Origin of the sequence: Microcystis sp. LE19-8.1F (assembly GCF_027531715.1) — a bacterium.
In the GTDB taxonomy this organism is placed as follows: Bacteria; Cyanobacteriota; Cyanobacteriia; order Cyanobacteriales; family Microcystaceae; genus Microcystis; species Microcystis wesenbergii_A.
In genome coordinates, this window is sequence record NZ_JAPZSO010000047.1 from 1 (window position 1) to 23,254 (window position 23,254).

Here is a 23,254-nt window from a genome sequence, read left to right on the forward strand (position 1 = left end):
ACCAATAAAGCTGAGAGGGAATCCGAACTAGGGAAGCATTCGGAAGTCTGTGCCAGATTGTGTCTCGGTGCGGTAGTCTCTACTTGCGTCGCCTAAATTGGTTTAGGCAAGCTCCGTCCCTTTTAGGGCGGGGTTAGTGACGATATAGCTGATGTTCGCTGTTGAGAAGCACAAAGAAGCCGTTGTTTATTGTCCGGGTTTCCGAGATCGGTAAACTGTTCACGATGAACAGTTTTTCAGGAGTTTTTTTACCCCAATTTAGCGATCACTTGCTGTTTTTTGAGATGATAGCCATCACCGTAGGAAAGAATATGTACCCGCAGATTATGCAGACTCAGGGGTTCGTTAGCGGTGACCTGATGGTGGTTGGTGTGGGACATTGCCCTGGCATCAATTACCGTCACTGTACCGCAGCCGATTACCGTCATCGTGCCATCCCGTTCAAACATAGCGCAGGTATCTTCATCGATGCCAATTCCTAAACGTTCGGGATAACCGGAGATAGCGCTCATTAACCGAGCCATGCGGTTGCGATTGTGGAAGTGTTGATCGACAATGACTTCAGGAATCAGACCTAATCCCATGGCCATATCCACTAGGGCCCGATTTGGTGCTTCCCCGCTGCTGCCCCCAGCAATCATGTGATGACCCATAACGGCAGCCCCGGCGCTAGTTCCAGCCAGGGTCAGTTCTCCCCGTTGCACTCTTTGTCTGATTCTTTCCATCAGGGGAGTATCGGAGAGCAACCCGCATAAACGCAGCTGGTCGCCTCCGGTCATAAATACACCTGTACATTCTTCGATGTAGGCCTGGAATTGGGGGTCTTCTCCCTGTACGCGATCACGAATATCGATAACTTTGACGTATTTTGCCCCCATTTCCTCGAAAATCTTCTGATAGCGATCGCCGATTAAAACCGGTTCTCTAGAAGCGGAGGGAACAATAGCGATCACTGCTTCGCTACCCCCGGCGCGATTCCAAAAGGTGTGCAGTATCTCTTTACCGTGGACTTTATCCTCGGCACCTCCAATGACTAAAATCGCCGTTTTGAGAGATATGGGGGCAGGATTTTCGTGGTGTTGGGTTTCTAGCTCGATGATCATGTCACTGAACGAATAGACATTTTTAGGGATGGAAGGTTTTTCGGGAAGATGGACAAGTATTTTAATGTTATTTTCCCTGAACGGTTGACGGAAAAAAATGCGGTTTAGGAATATTTTTCGGGACATCAAGCAATAGTAGAGGCGATTTTAGCAATTTTCTTCGATCCACTGGCAATGACGGACTTTTAGTTAACTTTAAGTCTAGGCTAGACTTCGATCACTCAAGCTAGAGCCAGAAAAACCCCTAGACAGTACAGCATAGTCTATCATGTTATCGAGATAGACTAGCGCCAAATTAGCAAGATTTTAACCGATCGAGCCGTGACAAAATGATACATTAAACACTATTCCAGTCTAGGCCTTAATTTTCCCCGTGCAGTTTGACATTATTACTCTCTTTCCCGATTTTTTTACTTCACCGCTGCAGTCGGGGTTGTTGGCAAAAGCTCTCGAACGCGACATCGCTAGGGTAAATTTGGTCAATCTCCGGGATTTTGCCCACGATAAACACCGTCGCGTCGATGATGAACCCTACGGTGGTGGTGTGGGAATGTTATTAAAACCAGAGCCAATTTTTGAGGCGATCGAGTCTTTAGAAATTTTACCACCCCGGGAGATCCTGCTGATGACTCCCCAGGGGGAACCTCTCAATCAAGCTTTACTGAAAACTTGGTCCAGTAGTTATCAGCAGTTAATTCTCATCTGTGGGCATTATGAAGGAGTAGATGAGCGGGTTTGTGAGCATTTGGTGACTAGAGAGGTATCTTTAGGGGATTTTGTCCTAACTTGTGGGGAAATTCCTGCTTTAGCGATTATTAACGGGGTGACGCGGTTGTTACCCGGGACGGTAGGTAAGGCGGAATCGTTGAAATTGGAGAGTTTTGAGGCAGGTTTATTGGATTATCCCCAATATACCCGGCCGCCGGTCTTTCGCGGTTGGCAAGTGCCGCCGGTTTTGCGATCGGGTAATCATCAGGATATCGCTGATTGGCGCTATCAACAACAACTCGATCGCACTAAGGAACGTCGTCCAGATCTCTGGCAAAAATGGCTAGAGGAACGGGATTAATCCCCAAAAATGCTCGCGTGGGGAGAAGGGAGCAGGGAGCAGGGGAGATTTCCTGAAAACCCTTGACAAATGACGAGACTTGCTTTAAACTTTATGTATAATGGGAATCCGTGCGCACATATATATAGGGTTTTTGGGCAAAGATAAGAGAGAAAAAAATAGCCTGAAAAATCGGGTTGGGTAGGAAGAGGATAAAGGTATGAAGACGGAAAATTTCTCTCCCCGACAAGCATTAAACAAAGCATTTCTGAGTAGGGATAATTCATGAATTATCCCTACGGAATTATCCCTACGGAATTATCCCTACGATCTGAATTGTTGTTACGGTGATTATAAATCCTTTCTACCGAAGTTTTGCCAAAACTGAAGTTCCTCCTGACTAGGTTTGACTTGCTGATTTTCAATATCTTGATGCCATTTTAAAGGATTATTAACAATATATTCTCTAATTTTCGTTAAGGAAACCTCATCACGGATAATATGTTCATAATAATTCTTTTGCCAAACCGATTGACCTTGATTACCCCGCAATTGATTAATCAGTTTAGCACTATTCATTTTAAAATAACCAATCACTTTGGGTAACAACATTTTTCTCCTTTCCTTCAGTAGAGATAATTCATGAATTATCTCTACTGGGTTATCAATAAATATTATTCCATGAATATGATTAGGCATAATCACAAATTCATCCAAAATAACCTCTTTATAACGAGTATCTAAACTATGCCAAATATCCTTAACAACTTGACCAAATTGATTAAGAACCATAACATTATCCTCTATGTTTCCTAATGAATTTTCACTATTTTTAATACAAATTGTTACGAAATATCCACCCGATTGAGAATAATCATAGTGAGATAATCTTAAGGAACGACGATGGGTTTTATCAGAAAAGTTATTCATTTATTCATCTCCTTGTCAGGATAATAAATAGGAATCTCATTTTAGTTTTTGGCTATTTAGTAAAATAAGATCAAGCTGAAGATAACAATAATTGTAACTGCTCGGTCTCGCGTAGCGAGCGCGTTGCGACCGCTTCCTTTAAACTTTCTACCCCTGCAAACTTACTGGCAATTTCCCTCACCTCTTGGGAAGTGGGGAGATTTTCTCAAAACCCTTGACAAATGACGAGACTTGCTTTAGACTTTTTAGATAATGGGAATCCGTGCGCAAATATATATATAGTTTTTGAGCAAAGATAAGAGAGAAAAAAATAGACCCCAAAATCGGGTTGAGTAGGAAGAGGATATAAGGTATGAAGACAGAAAATTTCTCTCCCCGACAAGCATTAAACAAAGCATTCCTAAGAGTCAAACCGAATCGTAGTCAGGTGGAGAAGTTTCAAACCCACCTAGAACAACTTTTGGGGAGTATAAACGAGACAGAATCAGAGGAGTTCCATAAAAACCTGCTTGCAGACTTTCTCAAACACAGCTACTATAGTCCCCAACATTTCATCAACACCAAGGGAAGGAATGATTTAGTCATCCATAATGGGAAAGAGTCGCGGGATTCCGTGGGGGTGATATTGGAAGTCAAGAAACCCAGCAATAAAAGCGAGATGCTGCGGAGAGACAAACTCAACTGTAAAGCATTACAAGAATTACTCCTCTACTTCCTACGGGAAAGAATAACCGAGAAAAACCTAGAGATAAAACACCTGATTGCTACCAATATATATGAGTGGTTTATCTTCGATGGGAATATCTTCGAGAGACTATTCGCACAAAATCAGGAACTTGTCAGACAGTTTAATGACTTTGAGACGGGGAGACTAACGGGAAAAACCACCGACTTCTTCTACAAACAGATAGGAGAACCCTTCCTTAACTCCAGACTCGATTCCCTGACATACACCCATTTTGACTTGCGGGAATACTCCCAAACCATCCGGGAGGACGAACATAACCTTATCAGTCTCTATAAAATCTTTTCTCCCGAACACCTCTTAAAACTCCCCTTTGCGAACGATAGCAACAGTCTCGACAAAAACTTTTATAGTGAACTGCTGCATATCATCGGATTGACAGAGATAAAAGAGGGAGGAAAAAAACTCATCCAACGTCTGCAACCGGCAGCGCGACAACCCGGTTCGCTGCTAGAGAACGCTATCAGTCAAGTGGAGAGTTTAGATAAAATCTCTCGTTTACCCAATCCCGAAGAATTTGGGGAGACGGAAGAGGAGAGACTATTGAATATCGGTTTAGAGTTGGGGATAACCTGGATAAATAGAATCCTCTTCCTCAAACTATTAGAAGCGCAGATAATTAGGTATCATCGGGGGGATAAATCCCTAGGGTTTCTCAATTTAGGCAAAATTGCCAACTATGACGACTTAAATCGCTTATTTTTCAGCGTTTTGGCCAAAAAACAGACAGAAAGAAGCAAAGACATCCAGAATACCCATACTCAGGTTCCCTATCTCAACAGTTCCCTATTTGAACCGACGGAATTAGAACAATCAACCATAGTCATCAGTAACCTGCGTTCGGAGAATATAGAGATTTTTGCAGGAACAGTCTTAAAGGATAGTCAGGGGAAAAAGCGAACAGGAGAAATCAACGCTTTAGCATACCTATTCGAGTTTCTCAATGCCTACGATTTTAGCAGCGAAGGTGGGGAAGCGATACAGGAGGATAATAAGACTCTTATCAATGCGTCAGTGTTGGGATTAATCTTCGAGAAAATCAACGGATATAAGGATGGTTCCTTTTTCACCCCCGGTTTCATCACTATGTATATGTGTCGGGAAACGATTCGACGCGCAGTAATAGAGAAATTTAACCAGAGTCAGGGATGGGATTGTCAGACAATCGAGGATGTGTATAACCGCATCAAAGATAAAACGGCAGCCAATGCTATTATCAATAGTCTCAAAATTTGTGATCCTGCGGTGGGTTCGGGACATTTTCTTGTTTCTGCTTTGAACGAGATAATCGCAATTAAGAGTGAGTTACAGATTTTGGTGGATAAAGAGGGTAAAACTCTCAGGGATTATCGGGTTGAGGTGGTGAACGATGAGTTAATCGTCACCGATGATGACGGTAATCTGTTTGAATATAATCCCCGCAACCGAGAAAGTCAGCGAGTACAGGAGACTTTATTTCAGGAAAAACAGCGTCTGATTGAGGGGTGTCTCTTTGGAGTTGATATCAATCCCAACTCGGTGAAAATCTGTCGGTTGCGTTTATGGATTGAGTTACTCAAGAATGCTTACTACAAAGCAGATAATGAGTTAGAGACGTTACCGAATATCGATATTAATATCAAGGTTGGCAATTCTCTGATTAGTCGCTTTGGGTTATCCAATGATTTACAAGTCTTTTCCCGCAAAAATCGTTTAAGTATCGAGAGTTATAAGGATGCGGTGAGAGTCTATCGCAACGCGGAGGATAAATCGCAAAAGCGTGAGATGGAGAGATTGATTAGTGAGATTAAGAGTAGTTTTCGTCAGACTTTACAGTTAGATAATCCTCTGAAAAAGCGCTTGCGGGGTTTGGAAACGGATTTATATAGTCTAGAGAATCAAATTTTGTTATTTGAGGAGTCACCCAAGGAAAAGAAAGCGCGGGAAAGGAAGATTATTCAGTTAAGGAATGAGATTGATAAGTTACGTCCGCAACTGGAGGAGATTGAAAGCGGTAAGATTTATCATAATGCTTTTGAATGGCGCTTCGAGTTCCCCGAAGTTCTAGATGATAAGGGGAATTTTATCGGTTTTGATGTGGTAATTGGCAATCCTCCTTATATCCGACAGGAGGAACTCAAAAATATTAAACCTATCTTGCAGAAAATTTATCAATCCTATACCGGGATTGCCGATTTATTTGTCTATTTCTATGAGAGGGGTTTACAAATACTCAAAACTAAAGGTTATTTAACGTATATCTCCTCAAATAAATATTTTCGTTCGGGATACGGAGAAAAATTAAGACAACTTCTCAGCAATTCGACGAAAATTTTTAATTTAATTGACTTTGGTGATTTTCCTGTCTTTGAAGAAGCTACCGCTTATCCCAGTATTATCGCTTTAAGTAAAGATAAATGTGATGGCAATCAGTTTAAAGCTTTAGCTTGGGATAAACACAAAGAGCAAAATATCACCCAGTTTGCTACAATTCTAGAACAAGATTATCTGACAATCACTCAAGCTAATTTATCTGCTGATGGTTGGAAATTAGAATCTTCACAAACTTTAGATTTATTGGCTAAATTGCAAAAAGTCGGTACTCCTTTGGGAGAATATGTAAAAGGTAAATTATATTATGGCATTAAAACAGGTTTAAATGAAGCTTTTGTGATTGATAAAATCACCCGCGATAGATTAATTAGTGAACATCCCTCCTCCGAGGAAGTTATTAAACCTTTTCTCCGAGGACGAGATGTAAAAAGATGGTGCGTAGAATATAAAGATTTATGGATAATCTTTACCAGAAGGGGAATTGATATTAAAAAATACCCTGCAATTGAACAGTATTTGAGTCAATACAAACAAAAATTGACTCCAGGTATAGGAAGAAAAGTAGGGAGTTATAAATGGTATGAAATTCAGGATAATATCGCTTACTGGCAAGAATTTGAACAACCTAAAATTATTATTCCTGCTATCGTCAATAATGTTGAATATACCCTAGATTTATGTGGATATTATAGCAATGATAAAACTTCAATCTGTATAACTGATAATGCTTATTGTCTGTTAGCTATTTTAAATTCTTCAATAATGTGGTGGTTTATTCAACAGATAGCATCATCTAAACAGGGTGGTTTTTTTGAATTTAAACCGATGTATGTTTCTCAGATTCCAGTTGTTGACATTGATAATACCCAAAAACAAGCGATCGAATATCTAGTTAAACAATGTTTAGAAGCTAAGGGAAAAGAAGTCAAGGAGTTAGAAACAAAAATTAACCAAATAGTGTATGAATTGTATGGATTAAGCGAGGAAGAAATCGGGATAATAGAGGGAGAAATGAAATAAATATAAATGTAGTAACGCACCCAAAAGCATCCCAAAGGACTAAAAAAAATTTGATCCCCCTAAATCCCCCTTTTTAAGGGGGATTTAGGGGGATACAATCGTTCTCATGATAAATTCTGTTTTTAATAGTATGATAAACTCCCAATCGAACTTTAAAACCCATCTCCCCACTTCCCCATACCTATTACCTAGAATTATTAGTATTCTATAATACCAATGCTTAGGAAACTATAAAGAAAATCCCAAGATTGAGCGAGTACCTTGGCGAAAAAAGCTATAATAGAATAAAATGCCTAATTTTTTCAACAAAATTGTTATGATAGTTACCAATAGACAAGAGCTAGAAGAACTGATACAACAGGTAAAAAAAGCTCAACAACAATTTGCCAACTATAACCAAGAACAAGTAGATCTTATCTTCAAAAAAGCCGCATTAGCAGCCAACAACGCGCGCATTCCTTTGGCTAAAATGGCAGTACAAGAGACAGGGATGGGAGTAATAGAAGATAAAGTGATTAAAAACCATTTTGCCTCAGAAATCATCTACAACAAATATAAACACAGCAAAACCTGCGGAATTATCGAAGAAGATAAATCCTTTGGATTGCAAAAAATCGCCGAACCCGTGGGCATTTTAGCGGGGATCGTACCCACTACAAATCCCACCTCCACAGCCATTTTTAAAGCCCTAATTGCCCTGAAAACCCGCAACGGCATCATTTTTTCCCCCCATCCGCGAGCCAAAGACTGCACCATCGCGGCGGCCAAAATAGTCTTAGAAGCGGCCGTCAAAGCAGGCGCACCGGCCGGTATTATTGGTTGGATTGATCAGCCATCGGTGGAACTTTCCCAAGCATTAATGCAACATCCCAGCATTAATTTAATCCTTGCTACCGGCGGTCCCGGTATGGTAAAAGCGGCCTATTCTTCCGGAAGACCTTCCCTAGGAGTCGGTGCCGGCAATACCCCCGCTTTAGTGGACGAAACCGCTCACATAAAAATGGCCGTTTCCTCGATTATTCTCAGTAAAACCTTTGATAACGGCATGATTTGCGCCTCGGAACAATCGGTAATCGTTGTCGATAGCATCTATGAAGAAGTTCGACAGGAATTTATTGATCGCGGGGCCTATCTTCTTTCCCCCGAAGAAAGGGAAAAAGTCGTCGGGATTCTCCTAAAAGATGGTCATATCAACCCCGATATCGTCGGACAACCGGTAGAAAAATTAGCCACCATGGCCGGAATTTCCGTTCCCGAAGATACCCGCTTACTAATCGGAGAAGTGGAAAATATTGGCTTAGAGGAACCATTTTCCTACGAAAAACTCTCGCCAATTTTAGCCATGTACCGAGCGAAAGACTTTGAAGATGGGGTAAAAAAAGCCGAAAAACTGGTCTTATTTGCCGGTCGAGGTCATACGGCCGTGCTTTATACCGCACCCTCCAATCGGGAACATATTAAGCACTTTCAAGACAACGTACAAACGGCCCGGGTATTAATTAATACCCCTTCCTCCCAGGGTGCGATTGGTGATATCTATAACTTCCGTCTCGATCCTAGTTTAACCCTCGGTTGTGGCACTTGGGGCGGTAATTCCATCAGCGAAAACGTCGAACCTACCCACCTATTAAATATTAAAACCGTAGCCGAGCGCCGGGAAAATATGCTTTGGTTCCGAGTACCACCAAAAGTATATTTTAAATACGGGTCATTACCCGTCGCTATTCGGGAATTAGCCGGCAAAAAACGGGCCTTTATTGTCACCGATAAACCTCTTTTTGACCTAGGAGTTACCGCAGCTTTAGAGGAAGTTTTAGAAGAAATCGGCATCACGATTAATATCTTTTATGATGTGGAACCCGATCCTTCCCTAGAAACCGTCGAACGGGGGTTAAATGTAATTAATACCTTCAATCCCGATGTGATTATCGCTATCGGTGGTGGTTCCCCCATGGATGCCGCTAAAATTATGTGGCTACTCTACGAGCATCCAGAGATAGAATTCGAGAGCTTGGCCATGCGTTTTATGGATATCCGCAAACGAGTCTATGAATTGCCCCCTTTAGGCGAAAAAGCTCTGATGGTTTGTATTCCCACCACTTCGGGAACAGGATCAGAAGTGACTCCCTTCGCCGTCGTGACCGATCGCCGTAATAATATTAAGTATCCTCTGGCAGATTATGCCCTAACTCCCAGCATGGCAATTGTCGATCCAGAATTAGTGCTAAATATGCCGAAAAAATTGACAGCCTACGGCGGAATTGACGCTTTAACTCACGCTCTTGAGGCCTACGTCTCGGTTTTAGCCTCAGAATATACTAATGCTCTTGCTCAAGATGCCATCCGACTGCTGTTTAAATACTTGCCCAGTTCCTATCATAACGGAGCTAAAGACCCGAAAGCGCGGGAAAAAGTCCATTATGCGGCGACAATGGCAGGAATGGCCTTCGCTAATGGCTTTTTAGGCATCTGTCACTCCATGGCCCACCAATTGGGGGCAATTTTCCACATTCCCCACGGTCTAGCCAATGCCTTGATGATTTCCCACGTCATCCTCTATAATGCCACCGATGCCCCCTTTAAACAGGCGACCTTCTCTCAGTACAAATATCCTAACGTGAAGTGGCGCTATGCCAGGATCGCTCATTCCTTGGGATTGGGAGGAGAAAGCGAGACCGAAAGTGTGGAAAGATTGGTATTAGCGATCGAATGTTTAAAACGGGAAATCGGTATTCCGGCCAGTATTAAAGAGGTAATTCCCGAAACTGAAGCCGAATTTATGGCCAAATTAGACCATTTAGCCGAACAAGCTTTCGATGATCAGTGTACCGGAGCCAATCCCCGTTATCCCCTGATTGAGGACTTAAAAACCCTGTTAATCCAAGCTTATCACGGCAATTTGCCCCTAGAGGTGGCGGTAAATGGTCACGGTGATGTCAGTCTTGCCGATTTGAAGTTAGAGCCGCAACCGTTGAGCTTGTAGGGATAGATTTTGCCTTTGATTCCCCCTACCCCCTGTAGGGTTGATTCATGAATCAACCCTACACCCCACACCCCACACCCCACACCCCACACCCCACACCCTACACCCCACACCCTACACCCCACACCCTACCCCCCTTAATCAGGGGATATCCCCCCTACCCCCCTTAATAAGGGGGGCTAACCACAGAAACCAAAAACCTACCTACTTAGGGTTTGCTGAATAAATGTGAAATGTAGGCAAAGTAAGGGTTTTGGGGCTTTTCTCGCGAAACAGGTGCAAGATTTTGAGAGAATCGTCGTTCAAAACCTTGCATCTTCATCGGCCCGCGTCCTGTAGGGGCGAAGCATTCGGGCAATAACCTATCGGTGAAACCGTAGATTTTCTATCCGAATGCTTCGCCCGTACTTTTTCAGCAGACCCTACTTAGCCACTACTTAAAAATTATCTTTTTTGCCCCGCAGCCGCGCAAACACTTGTACTGGTTCGATGCTATCCATGGTCATGGCCAAAGCGGGACTATCCCAACGCAAAAAAGGATTAGTCAGCTTTTCCGTCCCCAAAATTGCCGGAATCGTGGGCAGATCTTCAGCGCGATGTTTTTCCACTTCCCGATAACGCTGTTGCAGAGCAGCATTATTAGGGTCAACTGTCAAGGCAAACTTTAAATTATTTAACGTATATTCGTGAGCGCACCAAACCCTGGTCTGGTCGGGCAGCGATCGCAATTTAGTTAAAGAAGCCACCATTTGGCCCGGTGTTCCCTCAAATAAACGACCACAACCCCCAGAAAACAGGGTATCACCACAGAATAACTCGCCGTAATCTCCGGGGTTAACCGGGGGAAAATAATAGGCAATATGAGCGCGAGTGTGGCCGGGGACAAAGAAAACCTCGGCCCAGCGACCGGCAAATTCCACCCGGTCCCCCTCCTCTAAAAACAGCTGCTGGCCCGGAATGCGACCGCGATCCTCCTTTCCCCCATAAACACAAAGATGGGGATAACGATTAATTAAAGCCTGATTAGCCCCCACATGGTCGCCGTGGTGATGGGTATTGAAAATAGCGACTAAATCCACCTGTAAAGCCTCTAATCGCCTGAAAACGGGTTCAGGTTCGGCTGGATCCACCACGGCCGCGATTTTTTGTGCCGGATCGTAGAGGAGGAAAATATAATTATCGGAAAGGGCGTTAAGACGTTCGATCTCCATGGTAGAATTTTGGGCTAAGGTTTAACTCGATCATATAGTGCTAACCTAACTCCCCGCAGGACAGGAATCGGCGAAAATTACGCAGGGAATCCCCACATGACTAACGGGAACAATATAGGTTTCTGTGGGGGGAAATAAAGCGACAACGTGGGGAACGGGACGGGGAGTATAATGCACTTGCGACTGGCCTTGATAAGCGAGGGAGGTGCTTGCTCCTGAATCCAACATCACCGCGTCCCGAAAACCTGCCTGTACTAATAATTCTCCCAAAGCCATCGAATCGATCGGCTCTCTGGAAACCCCGATTACTGGCTGTCCTGCCTGATTAATCCCCCAAAAAGCCCGGTGACGCAGGGCATCAAAACCGTAAAGTGTACCAAAGGATTCTCGGGATTGTGGTTGTCCATCTTTGACTAACCAAGCGGCCGCGACAAAAGCATCCGTCACCTTGAGATCATCTCCGGCCTCCGCTGCGATTCCTTCTAGGGTATTATGACGGACAGGATCAAAAGGAAGATAACGCACCCATCGATCGGTAATGATTACTAAAGGACGACCCTCTAACTTGCCGATTTCCCCTTCATATCCCGGGATAAAGCCGCCATTTTCGCTTAAAACCGGCCCGATCATCTGATTTGAGTCCAATTCCTTGAGGGAGAAAAAACCGCCATCTACAGCCGCGATCGCTTCTGTGCCGGCGATAATTTCCTCCACTTGATAACGACTATCAGCGTGGATGGTTTTGGGAATACCGCCACTAATCAGAACAAGTGTATTAGTTGGAAATTCCACTTCCCGTTTTTGGATGGTGGTGGCAAAGTTAAAACCGCCATCGCTACGGGGTAAGGGATCACCTCCCCAAGCTTGCGGTACAACTTCTCGCGTGCGCGATTGCCCAAAGCGTCCAATAGTGAGTAAATCGGGGGATTGTCCGGCAAAATGCTCATCGAGGTCATTCATCGATAAAGCAGCCCGATAACCCGCTTTTTTGACGAATTCCTTCACTCGATCGTCCGCCTTCCCTTCCGGATAGGTGAAATAATTAATCGGAATGCCCAATTCTTTTTCTAAGATTTGTTTCGATTGCTTGACTTCTTGCTCCAAATCTGCATCGGACAATAACCTTAAATCCCGGGGATGACTGACACTATGGGAGACAATTTGTACTAGAGGATCGGCGGCCATTTCCCGGAGTTGTTGCCAAGTGACACTGGTTCTGCCAGTTTTTTGAGTCATTTTATTGATATAAATCGAGAAAACAGCAGGATAGCCGTATTTTCTCAATAAAGGATAGACATACTGGTAATGTCCCCCATAACCATCATCAAAAGTTAATAAAACTGGTTTAGCGGGAAGGGGAATACCTGTCCGCAGATGGGAAATTAACCAATCGATACTGATAGGAGTTGCCCCGATTTCCCGCAAAAATTGAAAATGTGCCTCTAATTCGCCAGGAGTAACGTCAAAGAATACCTCTTTTTCCGGTAAAATGTCGTGATACATTAAGATCGGTACTTTTGTCTCTTGAGCGCGGGGATGAATTTCTGGCCAGGGTGCTAATTTGATCGCTGTTGCCGAGTTATTTTGCCAATTATCGAGACTAATATCGTTTTTTTGGAGAGATAGGGAAAAAATCACTCGATCGGAGAGGTTTTTATAGGTTTTACAATCAAAAATTCTCGATATATCCTTAAAAGAACTATTTTCTAGGACATAATCCGCGCATTCCGGTTGAAACTCCCTAAAAGGTGCGGGGAGAGAATCACCCCCCACCAGAGCATTAGAACGAGGATAGAGAGAACTTGCCCAAATAATCAGACAAACGACGATAAATGCCAAAAATCCGTATAGGGGAAGGAAAGAAAAGGAAGATTTTTGCCGAGCTTGCCAACGCATAAGATCAAGTAATAAAGTAAAAAGTAGAAAAGAAAAAGTAAAAAAGCAGATAGGCCTTGAGTTACCGAAAAAAACTGCCTTTTATCTAGATTTTTGGCTTTTGTTTTCTCGTCAGCAAAGCCCACTGATTACAAGCTGAGTTTCCCCATAATCCGTTCCCTTGTCAAGTTTTCTAGAACACCCTCATCAGTTATCAGTTATCAGTTATCAGTTATCAGTGAGCAGTGAGCAGTGAGCAGTGAGCAGTGAGCAGATTTGAGTTTTCAGTGGACAGTGGTAATCAGTGAGCAGTTGTCAATAGACTACCTTTATTGATTCTCCCATCTCCCCCCACTGATAACTGGTTACTGTTTACTGATCACTGAAAAACCCCACACCCTACACCCCACTTCCCCATTTCCCCATCACCCCACACCCCACACCCCACACCCCACACCCCGCTATGTTCACGCAGACTAAGTTGGTAAAGCGTGACACAAAACTGCTAGAGTGAGCAAAGACGAGTATATAAACTTTACAGATATTGTATGAGAGTTTTGGTTATTGGCGGAGACGGCTATTGTGGTTGGGCAACGGCACTCCATCTATCAAATAGAGGTTACGAAGTAGGCATACTTGATAGTTTAGTTCGTCGCTATTGGGACTTACAATTAGGCTGCGATACCTTAACACCGATCGCACCCATATCTCATCGGATTCAACGCTGGCAAGATCTGACGGGAAAATCGCTCGATCTTTTTGTCGGGGATATCAATAACTACGACTTTTTGATTCAATCCCTGCGACAGTTTCAACCGGATGCGATTGTTCACTTCGGAGAACAGAGATCTGCACCCTTCTCCATGATTGATCGCGAACACGCAGTTTTAACCCAAGTTAACAACGTTGTTGGCAATTTAAACATCCTCTACGCGATGAAAGAGGAATTTCCCGACGCGCACCTAGTGAAACTGGGAACGATGGGTGAGTATGGGACACCTAATATAGATATTGAAGAAGGCTACATCACGATCGAACATAACGGTCGTAAGGATACTTTACCCTATCCCAAACAGCCCGGTAGTATGTACCATCTCAGCAAAGTCCACGATAGCCATAATATCCATTTTGCCTGTCGGATGTGGGGTTTAAAAGCCACAGATCTCAATCAAGGGGTGGTTTATGGAGTCCTCACCGAAGAAACGGGAATGGATGAGATGTTAATTAACCGTCTCGATTACGATGGGGTTTTTGGTACTGCTTTAAACCGTTTTTGTATTCAAGCGGCGATCGGTCATCCCCTGACAGTGTACGGTAAAGGTGGTCAAACGCGAGGATTTTTAGATATCCGCGATACCGTGCGTTGTTTGGAATTAGCGCTCGCAAATCCCGCTCAATCGGGAGAATTCCGCGTCTTTAACCAATTTACCGAATTGTTTAGCGTCGGTGACTTGGCACTGATGGTTAAAAAAGCTGGTTCCGCACTAGGGTTAAATGTGGAGATTAACAATCTTGACAACCCGCGCATCGAGTTAGAGGAACATTATTTCAAGGCTAAAAACACGAAATTACTCGATCTAGGCCTACAACCTCACTATCTCTCCGATTCTCTCCTCGATTCCCTCCTAAACTTCGCCACCAAGTACAGAGAGCGGGTAGATATGAATCATATCCTACCAAAAGTCACTTGGAAACGATAATTTATCAGTAAATGATAAGTTGAGGATGGGGTAGTAACCCATCCTTTGCGTTTTTCTCCAGAAATCGAGCATTGCAGTTGTCACCCGATTTTGCTCGTGTTAGGATACACTCAGGCAAGATTAATGTTTAGCCTAGATATAACCTTAATTTTTTTTACTTCTAAATTCCTCCTTTGGTCTTAGGATTATTTGCCTATGCCTAATCAATCGCTTCTAAAAACCTATTTTGCATTTTACATTTTCCTAATCACCATCCCAAATTGTCAAAAAATATGAGAAAACTAGCTTGGCAAAAACTGGCTCCATTGTTACTTTGTGGTTTAATTGCTACGGGTTGTGATCAAGACAAAAATTCTTTGACGGAACCGATCAATTGGCAATCCATATTATCGGAAAGTTTGGCAGATTTAGACCTAGAAAATATTTCCCTTGATCAGCTTTTAGGAATTTTAAATAGTCTCTCACTTTTTCCTGACGATATCATAGGAATTGACGAAAACTGTCTGGCCGAGAGCGGAGATATCGGCAGCTCCCTAGCCAGCAATAGAAGCATTACCTGTCAATTACAATTGAGTAATGGCGAATGGGTAAGTATTGTTGTTAACCGAGATTTATTCGGCCTTGACAATATCCCTAATAATAAACTTCAATCAGGTCCCTCATTTACTTTTAACCCTTCGGGGGAAACAACCACAAATCCCGACCCAGAAATTAGAAATTCTGTGGGCGAAAATTGGCTTTCAGCAGAAACAATGATAGGTAATTGGGGTTCAATCGATAATTGGGGTAATTGGGGTTCAGCAGGAGTAACGGTTAATGGGTTTTCAGGAGGCTTCATCAATTATTGGGGTATTTCCACTTCTCTGATTCCGTTCGCGCCTTTTAATCCTGGGCAGCAGGTTAATGTATCGGAATCAAACTCGATCGCCAGCTTAGGATTTTTCAGTATTTTACTGTTCGGACAAAGAACATTCCAATATTTTCGCCGACAATATCAGGCCAAGAAAGTGAAAAAATAGGCAAAAGTTCCTTAATCCGAACTGATAGGAATTATGGTCGTCCGCAATTCGGGGAATTAGGGCAACGTTCCTGCATTAACTGGGAAAATTCGGTTCTTTGAGCAGGAGTTAGGACTTGGCGAATTTCCAAAAAACTTTCAAATTGCAGGTTACTGATTTCTTGGCGATTCCGGGAGATTTGCTGATGTTTAGCACGGATATCTCGATCGGAGGCATTATTGGATAATAAACTATTTAGTTCTTGTTCGTTGCTTCTCAGGTTTTCTCGCAACTTTTTGGTTTTTTCCTGATATTTCTGACGAATAGCGGCAACTTTTGACTTTTGGTCATCGGTAAGGTTTAATTGTTCGATTAGTCCTTCTCTAGAATTATTCATCCGACGGGGACGATTTTCAGGACGCTGGGGAGAGCTAGTTTGAGCGATAAATAGACGATCTTGGGGATAGGATAGCACAGTGGCAGTTGGGACTAGGTTAGCCGCCAGAGTTAAAGCCATGGTTGTGCCGAGAATCGAGAGAGTAGAAAGGGACATAATTGACCTCCACAAAGAAATTAAGGATTATAGGTAGAATAGGTGAGTTGAGGCTCGTTTAAGCTCATCCAAGGCGAACTATAAACGCTAGGAGCAGCAATCGGTGGAGCGATGCTATGGTTCCAACTCTCCACTAAAAAAGCTTCTAACTCCTCGTCAGAAATTTGGCTCAGTTGTGGATGAGGATGAGACCAACGATAGGAAGCAAAAATCAGGGCCGATAAGGCAGTAATACCAGTTATCAAACCCAATAAAGGCGGCAATTTTGGAGAAGTTACCGGCCTTTCTCCCCTAATCATTTGCATTAACTGTTCCTCTTCATCTATCGGTCGAGGTGGCAGCGATGGACGATAGCGACGCAGAAAATTAACCACTTTGTCATCTTCTGGGGACATTAGAGAACTCCTTGTTTTTGCAAAAATTGACCCATGGTTTTACGCGCATAATGAAGACGTGATTTCACCGTACCGAGGGGAATTTCTAAGATTTGGGCGATTTCCTTTTGGGGTAAGTCCTCTAGATCGTGAAGGACGAGGACAGCGCGATGTTCTAAACTGAGAATTTCTAACCCTTGTCGGACCACTTCCTCATAATGCAATTGCATCAAATCGGGACTATCTTGGGGACGGGATTCGCTATCAAGGGAGTTTTCCTCATCAGTGCTTTTGGCCATCCTCATTTGTCTTTTGGCTAATTGTCGCCGACCATCGATCGCTACATTCCAGGTGATCCGATAAACCCAAGTGGAAAAGTATTCAGGTGAACGCAATTTCGGCAACCCGTGCCACACTCTTAAAAATACCTCTTGGACAAAATCCTCTAGGAATTCCTGTCCACAGAGTTGATAGAGAGTAGAGCGGATTTTTGGTTGATAAAGACGGTAAAGGTGACGAAAAGCAGCCCTATCACCCCTTTGACACTTTAAGATTAACTCTCGATCGCTCACACTTGTTTGCTTATCGGTTATCACCTCGATCATTCCCCTCACCCCTAGCTACTTGTCCGTTTAGACTGGGGGGTGTCAAGAATGGTTCATAACCGGTGATCAGTGATCAGTGATCAGTTATCAGTGATCAGTTATCAGCTTTTTTCTCCCCACACCCCATCTCCCCTCTCCCTTCTCCCTTCTCCCCTCTCCCTTCTCCCCACACCCCACACCCCACACCCCACACCCCACACCCCACACCCCATCTCCCCATCACCGAGGGAGTAATTGTTGATAGAAATCCAATTGTTTTTGAGCGAGGGCTTTATTAGTATAATTGGTCATTACTCTCTGATAACCCCTCTGGCCTAATTCTTGAGCGAAGCTGGGATTATCTAAGAGAGTTTGTATAGATTTAGCCAGTGCCTCCCCATCTTTTTCGGGAAAAATTAACCCCGTATCAGCAATAACAAAGGGAATTTCTCCCGAATCAGAACCAATAACAGGAACCTGACAGGCCATGGCTTCAATTAAGACATGACCGAATTGTTCTTTCCAACCGACGGCCGTTAAGGTTTTGACCTGATAGGTGGTTTCTGACGGCAAAACTAAAGTGTTCATCAGGTTAAGATAATTAACTACTTGATCGTGGGGAACACTTTCCACTATCATCAAGCGCTCGCTTATTCCTGCGGCTGTAGCTTCGCTGACTATTTTATCTTTGAGGATTCCCCGACCTAACAGTAATAATTTCCACTTACCTGTTAATTTAGATACGGCTTTAATCAGAGTTAAAATGCCTTTCTCTTCTACAAAACGACCGATAAAACCAATCACAAATTCATCGTTTTCAATGCCTAAAGATCGGGCTAAATCGGGTTGCTTGCTTGGGGAAAAAAGGACTTCATCCACTCCTAATTGCGGTAAAACGGTGTATTTCCCCCTGTAACCACGTTCTTTTAAAACATCTACTCCGTCTTGATTACCGGCGATTAAACCATCGGTATTTTTCAGGTTATAAGCTTCTAACCAAGAGATGGGAAATTTAGGAGTATAGGGAAGATTCCACCAAGTAAAGAATACATTTTTAGCCCGGAGATTTAAGAGATGATTCAGAGTAATAGATTGAGCATAAGCAAGAGATTTAGAACCCTGTTCCACTTGAATAATATCGGGTCTAAATTTTTGCAATAAAGAAATTATATCAGTGCCAAAAGTTAATAAAGATTGGTTATTCTGGCTAAAATTAGAGATAGGAATGACTCGGAAATTATCAGCTATTTTCGGTTGACTTTCAATGATTTTATTTTGGACTCCTCCCGGTTGCCAACGTTGGGGAACAACAATAGTAACCTCAATATTGGGATTTAATCTTGTCAGGGAGCGCAGTTTCTCACAGTTGAGATCAACTATATATGTATGACTAGCGACTAAAATTCTCATAGATTATCTAGTTTTGTATAAATTTGACCATCATTCCAGAGGGACTTTACTTGAGTTTTCAGAGCATCGAGAAAACCTAAACTATAAAAAATTCCCCTAGAAAGGATTTTAATCGGGGAACCACCTTTATTACAGGGAGGATTGCCAAGAACGTGACAATCAAATAATTTAGCATAGAGTCGCAATTGTTGAGCGGGAGTGAGATTTTTCAGAGCCATCAAAAAGTGATTATGATAAAAAGTCGTCTGATAACTCAAAGAACGAGTGCTAATATCATGACAGCCGCCGGTTTCTTCCCCTAAATGAACCAGATAAGCCGTGGGATCGTACCAGACATGATAGGGAGTCCGGCGTAACCTTAAGCAAAAATCCGATTCCTCGCGCACGGCACTGCCACGAAAACGTTCATCGAACCAAATGCCGTATTTCGTAAATATATCCTTCCGGAAAGACATATTACAGCCCCGGGCCGAGATTACCTGCTGGGGTTTAGTGGTGTGGACAAGATCGATGTAATACCAAGCAATGCCTGGATCCATGGCTTGGGGGGGTAAAAAGTCGATTTCGTAGGGTTTGCTGGTATCTGTCACCATTTTTTGGGAGTCACCCAATTTCATGCGATCGAATACCCGACCGGCCACTACACCTATCTCAGGGTTCTTGACAAAATTCTCACCATGTGCTTTGAGATAATTATCCGGTAGCCGCACATCATCATCGATAAAAAGAACGATATCGCCTTGGGCGCGACGGACTCCATAATTTCTGGCCCCAGGTAAACTCGCCCAATCCAGGCGATACCAGCTAATTTTCTGCTGATTAGCCAGATTTTCCAGATAGGATTGTATGGCGGGGCTGTGGGTAGCGGTTTGGTCGATAACTAATACCTCAAAATCGGGATAATCTTGTTTGAGTAGGTCATCGAGGGTATCTTTAAGAGGCTCTTCGCGTCGATAGGTGGGTATGATGACAGAAATCGAGGGAAAATTCATAGCGGGGAATGGGGAAATGGGGGAATGGGGGAATGGGGGAATGGGGAAATGGGGGAATGGGGAATGGGGGAATTTTCACTAAAACCCTAAAACCCCAAAACCCAACCACTAACACCCAGCATCCACATTTCAAGCTAAAGAAACACCCTTGCGTTTAAAATTTAAGCCCTTTTTGGAGGATTTTGTGGCGGTTTCTCCCGCCAGAATTTTGGCTTCTTTTTCCTGTTTTTCGATAATGGGTAATCTAAAAATTACGCCCGCAAATATCCAGTAATAAACGCCCACAGGATCCGTATCGAGGGCATACCAATAGGGAAGATAGGCAACAAAGAGCAGGAAAACCCAATAACTACCGGCAAAACCTCGCAGAGTCGGGTCTTTGAGGGAACGATAGGTGCGGAAGGCCAGATAAACTAGATGGGTCATAAATATCATGTACAAGGCAAAACCAATGTATCCCAACTCGAATAAAACTTTACTGTGATAGGTTTCCACAAAGGAAATATCACCGAAAAACCTAGCAGAAGATGTGGCCGCACCAAGTCCACGACCTAAAATACCGCCCTGATTACGGATGGCAAAATTCAACTGTTCTTGAATAAAAGCGGTGGGGGGACTGTTTTGCCAACGGGCGAGGGCGCTATCGTAGCGTTGTTGGACAAAATCGGGGTTAAGAAAAGAAAAACCGATAGCTAGAAGTAAAGTGGCGGCAAAAATGATCGGCAAAAATCGTTTTAAGTTAGCGATTTGTCCCGTAAGAATCGTGATCAGACCAATAATCATCGGTACGGCAAAGAAAGCTAATCTTTGCCCAGAGATTACTGAATTAATAAAAACTAGGGTTAAACCCATTAGGGCTGCTAGTCGCCATTTTTGGGAAGTTTCACTAAAGGCACTGGCATAACAAATTACGGCACTAGAGACCAAAAACCAAGCCCAGTGCCAGGGAGAAACAAAGGTACCGGGTAAACGGATCATATTCACTTCCGGACTATACACTAATGCCCCACCGATCAAACACCTTGCATCTAAGTGGGCTTTGAATAGTGCATCAGCCACGTAGCCTCTAGTTCCTACACAACGACCGGTTTTCAGCATCCAGTATTGCATTAGTCCTAGGACACAACAAATAATCACTAAAGTCACTAAAAGACGACCAAAAAATAATAGGGTGGGTTTGTCTTTGATTAAGTAATAAGTGCAGAAGATTAAGGGGACATAACCTAGCAAAACTTTAAATCCTAATAGTCCTTGCAGAAAAGTCTCACTTTCCCGACAGGGAACTCCGCGCAAACGGCCATCCCTAAACATACCCATCCCAGCCACGGAATCGCAAGTAGGCAAAAATTGTCTTTGTAAATTGACCGCTAATAGACAGACCACACAGAAAACAAAGATTAATAATAGAGTTGTACCTAATTGTTTCGGGACAATAATCGGTAATTGCTTTTTTCGACATTCTAAAACTAAGGCGATTAAAGCGGGTAGATAAAAGATATCTTTACTTAGCTGGAGGATTTGATTACCTCCCAACGAATAGATAACAGTGCCAATGAAGGGGACATAGATAATAAATGCCCAAATAGCCGTGCGAGGATAGCTAAAGGAGAAAACTACTAAAATCAAGACTAAACTTACTGCAGCTCCTATCTTGGCATCAAATAATAAGCTGAGGGGTAATCCGAGCAAAATTGCTACACAAATAGTAAAAACAATCAACCCCGCTAACTTTTGTTTCTTTTGCCTTTCTTCTTTTTTGAGGTCAAGTCTCTCTTTGATGTTAAGCGGGGGACTATCAGCTTTTGTTTGGCCTTGTTTATTCCTTTTTTTCTGGCGATCGATACTTAGTCCGGTCATAATTATCCCTTGCTAGGCTAGGCTAAGGGCATTATAATCCCTGTTCCCCTCGATCGACTACAAAAGATAGCTTCGCACCGCTTCCACTAGCCTTTCTGTCCAAAAATTGGCTAATTCTAGGGTTTCTGCTTCCACCATCACCCGAATTAAGGGTTCTGTCCCGGAAGCGCGCACCAAAATTCTACCTTTTTCTGCCATGGCTGTCTCAGCTTTGCGGATTTCTCGCCGCAAAGGTTCACATTGCTGCCAATTGCGCCGCACTTCTCTATCTTCCACCCGCACATTGCGTAAAATCTGCGGATAGGTGACAAAGCTATGATCGACTAAGTTAGCCAAGGAAACCGCCGATTTCTGCACTAAAACCGCTAAATGTAGGGCGGTTTGCATTCCATCCCCAGAAACCCCGTAATGATGGCAGAGGATATGACCGGATTGTTCACCCCCTAGCATGGCTCCAGTTTCCCACATTTGCGCCTGAACGTGCTGATCGCCCACGGCAGTCCGCAAGAATTGACCCCCCAGTTTTTGCCAAGCGCGTTCAAAACCTAAATTAGCCATCACCGTTGCTACTAATAACCCATCGGGTAGCTGTCCAGCTTCTAAGAGGGAACGACCCCAAAAATAGAGGATATAATCGCCATCTACTACTCTACCTTGACTATCCACGGCCAGGACTCGATCGGCATCGCCATCGAAGGCAAACCCTAAATCCGCTTGCTGATTAATCACCGCCGCCTGTAAGCTTTCTAAATGGGTAGAACCACAATTAACGTTAATGCGATCGCCGTCGGCTCGATCGTGTAGGCAGATAACTTCCGCCCCCAAGGTTTGGAATACTAAAGGTGCTAGGTTAACGGCTGCCCCCCAAGCTAGATCTAAAACTATTTTTAATCCCGATAGGTTAATATCCGTCCCGACGGAATTAATCACAGCTTGATAATATTTTTGGATTAATTCGGGACAAAAAGTCGCTTTTCCCCAATTTTCCGGTTTATCTGCTAATTCTAAATTGCCTCTTAAACCCGCTTCTATCTGTGCCGCTAAACTGCCAGACAATTTTAAACCGCTGCTGTCAAAAAATTTAATGCCGTTATCTTCAGGAGGATTATGACTGGCAGAAATCATGATCCCACCCATCGCTTCGCTTTCTCTGGTTAAATAGGCGACGCAGGGAGTGGGACATAATCCCAGTTGCCAGACTTCTATTCCCGCCCAAGTTAAGCCCGCAGTGATAGCATTGGCTAACATATCACTGGAATTACGCGAATCTTGACCGATAATTACTGGTTTGGTGACACCAGCTTGATTTTTTAATACCTGTCCCGCCCAAAATCCGATTTGTAGCGCTAGGGGGGCAGTTAATAATTCTCCCACTTGGCCGCGAATTCCGTCCGTGCCAAACAGGGGTGATGACGGTAATTCGATCAAACCCCCTAAGGATAACAGGGGATGCGATCGAGTTTTTTGCCCATTTTGATACGACAGAGAAGCTACCATGGCCGATTCCTTTCCTCACACAACACATTCAGAGGATAACATGATCACCGATTTTTTCAAA

At 43.4% G+C, this 23,254-nt stretch carries 17 protein-coding genes; 5 read left to right on the forward strand and 12 right to left on the reverse strand.

Annotated elements, in window-relative coordinates:
- Positions 1 to 248: 248 nt before the first annotated feature.
- On the reverse strand, positions 249 to 1,103 hold the full coding sequence (locus O9334_RS05425; RefSeq protein WP_045358267.1) for a cyanophycinase: 855 nt from the start codon (positions 1,101 to 1,103) through the stop codon (positions 249 to 251).
- Between the two features lie 373 nt (positions 1,104 to 1,476).
- Here O9334_RS05425 and trmD point away from each other — a divergent pair, with 373 nt between their 5' ends.
- Positions 1,477 to 2,172, forward strand: coding sequence for a tRNA (guanosine(37)-N1)-methyltransferase TrmD (gene trmD / locus O9334_RS05430; RefSeq protein ID WP_045358266.1), 696 nt, complete (start codon positions 1,477 to 1,479; stop codon positions 2,170 to 2,172).
- A gap of 330 nt (positions 2,173 to 2,502) precedes the next feature.
- On the opposite strand, the gene O9334_RS05435 is transcribed toward trmD, so the two are convergent.
- Complete coding sequence (locus tag O9334_RS05435; RefSeq protein ID WP_287999639.1) at positions 2,503 to 3,081, reverse strand: transposase; 579 nt, start codon at positions 3,079 to 3,081, stop codon at positions 2,503 to 2,505.
- 352 nt (positions 3,082 to 3,433) lie between these two features.
- Between O9334_RS05435 and O9334_RS05440 the strand changes: the two genes are divergently transcribed.
- Positions 3,434 to 7,159, forward strand: coding sequence for a class I SAM-dependent DNA methyltransferase (locus O9334_RS05440; RefSeq protein ID WP_287999640.1), 3,726 nt, complete (start codon positions 3,434 to 3,436; stop codon positions 7,157 to 7,159).
- Positions 7,160 to 7,475: 316 nt separating this feature from the next.
- Positions 7,476 to 10,142 carry a bifunctional acetaldehyde-CoA/alcohol dehydrogenase gene (gene adhE, locus O9334_RS05445; protein WP_287999641.1) on the forward strand — a complete coding sequence of 889 codons (2,667 nt, stop codon included), beginning with the start codon at positions 7,476 to 7,478 and terminating at the stop codon, positions 10,140 to 10,142.
- A 437-nt stretch (positions 10,143 to 10,579) separates the two neighbouring features.
- Here adhE and gloB read toward each other — a convergent pair whose 3' ends face one another.
- Together gloB and O9334_RS05455 are read right to left on the reverse strand one after the other, a co-directional pair.
- Positions 10,580 to 11,353 carry a hydroxyacylglutathione hydrolase gene (gene gloB, locus O9334_RS05450; RefSeq protein WP_045358234.1) on the reverse strand — a complete coding sequence of 258 codons (774 nt, stop codon included), beginning with the start codon at positions 11,351 to 11,353 and terminating at the stop codon, positions 10,580 to 10,582.
- A 45-nt stretch (positions 11,354 to 11,398) separates the two neighbouring features.
- On the reverse strand, positions 11,399 to 13,249 hold the full coding sequence (locus O9334_RS05455; protein ID WP_287999642.1) for a polysaccharide deacetylase family protein: 1,851 nt from the start codon (positions 13,247 to 13,249) through the stop codon (positions 11,399 to 11,401).
- Between the two features lie 527 nt (positions 13,250 to 13,776).
- On the opposite strand from O9334_RS05455, the gene O9334_RS05460 reads away from it, so the two are divergent.
- Together O9334_RS05460 and O9334_RS05465 are read left to right on the forward strand one after the other, a co-directional pair.
- Positions 13,777 to 14,928, forward strand: a complete 1,152-nt coding sequence (locus tag O9334_RS05460; RefSeq protein ID WP_045358229.1) for an NAD-dependent epimerase/dehydratase family protein — start codon at positions 13,777 to 13,779, stop codon at positions 14,926 to 14,928.
- Positions 14,929 to 15,200: 272 nt separating this feature from the next.
- On the forward strand, positions 15,201 to 15,947 hold the full coding sequence (locus O9334_RS05465; RefSeq protein ID WP_190381662.1) for a hypothetical protein: 747 nt from the start codon (positions 15,201 to 15,203) through the stop codon (positions 15,945 to 15,947).
- 31 nt (positions 15,948 to 15,978) lie between these two features.
- On the opposite strand, the gene O9334_RS05470 is transcribed toward O9334_RS05465, so the two are convergent.
- From O9334_RS05470 to glmM, 8 genes are all read right to left on the reverse strand, one after another.
- A complete protein-coding gene (locus tag O9334_RS05470; RefSeq protein WP_045358227.1) occupies positions 15,979 to 16,479 on the reverse strand; it encodes a Spy/CpxP family protein refolding chaperone in 501 nt (166 codons plus the stop codon).
- 20 nt (positions 16,480 to 16,499) lie between these two features.
- Positions 16,500 to 16,874 (reverse strand): hypothetical protein, encoded by a 375-nt coding sequence (locus tag O9334_RS05475; RefSeq protein ID WP_045358226.1) that lies wholly within the window; start codon positions 16,872 to 16,874, stop codon positions 16,500 to 16,502.
- Positions 16,874 to 17,458 (reverse strand): sigma-70 family RNA polymerase sigma factor, encoded by a 585-nt coding sequence (locus O9334_RS05480; RefSeq protein ID WP_045358224.1) that lies wholly within the window; start codon positions 17,456 to 17,458, stop codon positions 16,874 to 16,876. Before O9334_RS05480 ends, O9334_RS05475 begins: the two co-directional genes overlap by 1 nt.
- 94 nt (positions 17,459 to 17,552) lie before the next feature.
- Positions 17,553 to 17,678, reverse strand: coding sequence for a hypothetical protein (locus O9334_RS05485; protein WP_287999643.1), 126 nt, complete (start codon positions 17,676 to 17,678; stop codon positions 17,553 to 17,555).
- The gene (hpsO, locus tag O9334_RS05490; protein WP_287999644.1) at positions 17,678 to 18,847 is read right to left on the reverse strand and encodes a hormogonium polysaccharide biosynthesis glycosyltransferase HpsO; all 1,170 of its coding nucleotides are present in this window, start codon (positions 18,845 to 18,847) and stop codon (positions 17,678 to 17,680) included. Before hpsO ends, O9334_RS05485 begins: the two co-directional genes overlap by 1 nt.
- On the reverse strand, positions 18,844 to 19,839 hold the full coding sequence (gene hpsN, locus O9334_RS05495) for a hormogonium polysaccharide biosynthesis glycosyltransferase HpsN (protein WP_287999645.1): 996 nt from the start codon (positions 19,837 to 19,839) through the stop codon (positions 18,844 to 18,846). Before hpsN ends, hpsO begins: the two co-directional genes overlap by 4 nt.
- Positions 19,840 to 19,968: 129 nt before the next feature.
- A complete protein-coding gene (gene hpsL, locus O9334_RS05500) occupies positions 19,969 to 21,696 on the reverse strand; it encodes a hormogonium polysaccharide biosynthesis protein HpsL (protein WP_287999646.1) in 1,728 nt (575 codons plus the stop codon).
- Between the two features lie 57 nt (positions 21,697 to 21,753).
- Entirely contained in the window at positions 21,754 to 23,193 is a 1,440-nt protein-coding gene (glmM, locus tag O9334_RS05505; protein WP_045358218.1) for a phosphoglucosamine mutase, read from the reverse strand.
- Between the last annotated feature and the right edge of the window lie 61 nt (positions 23,194 to 23,254).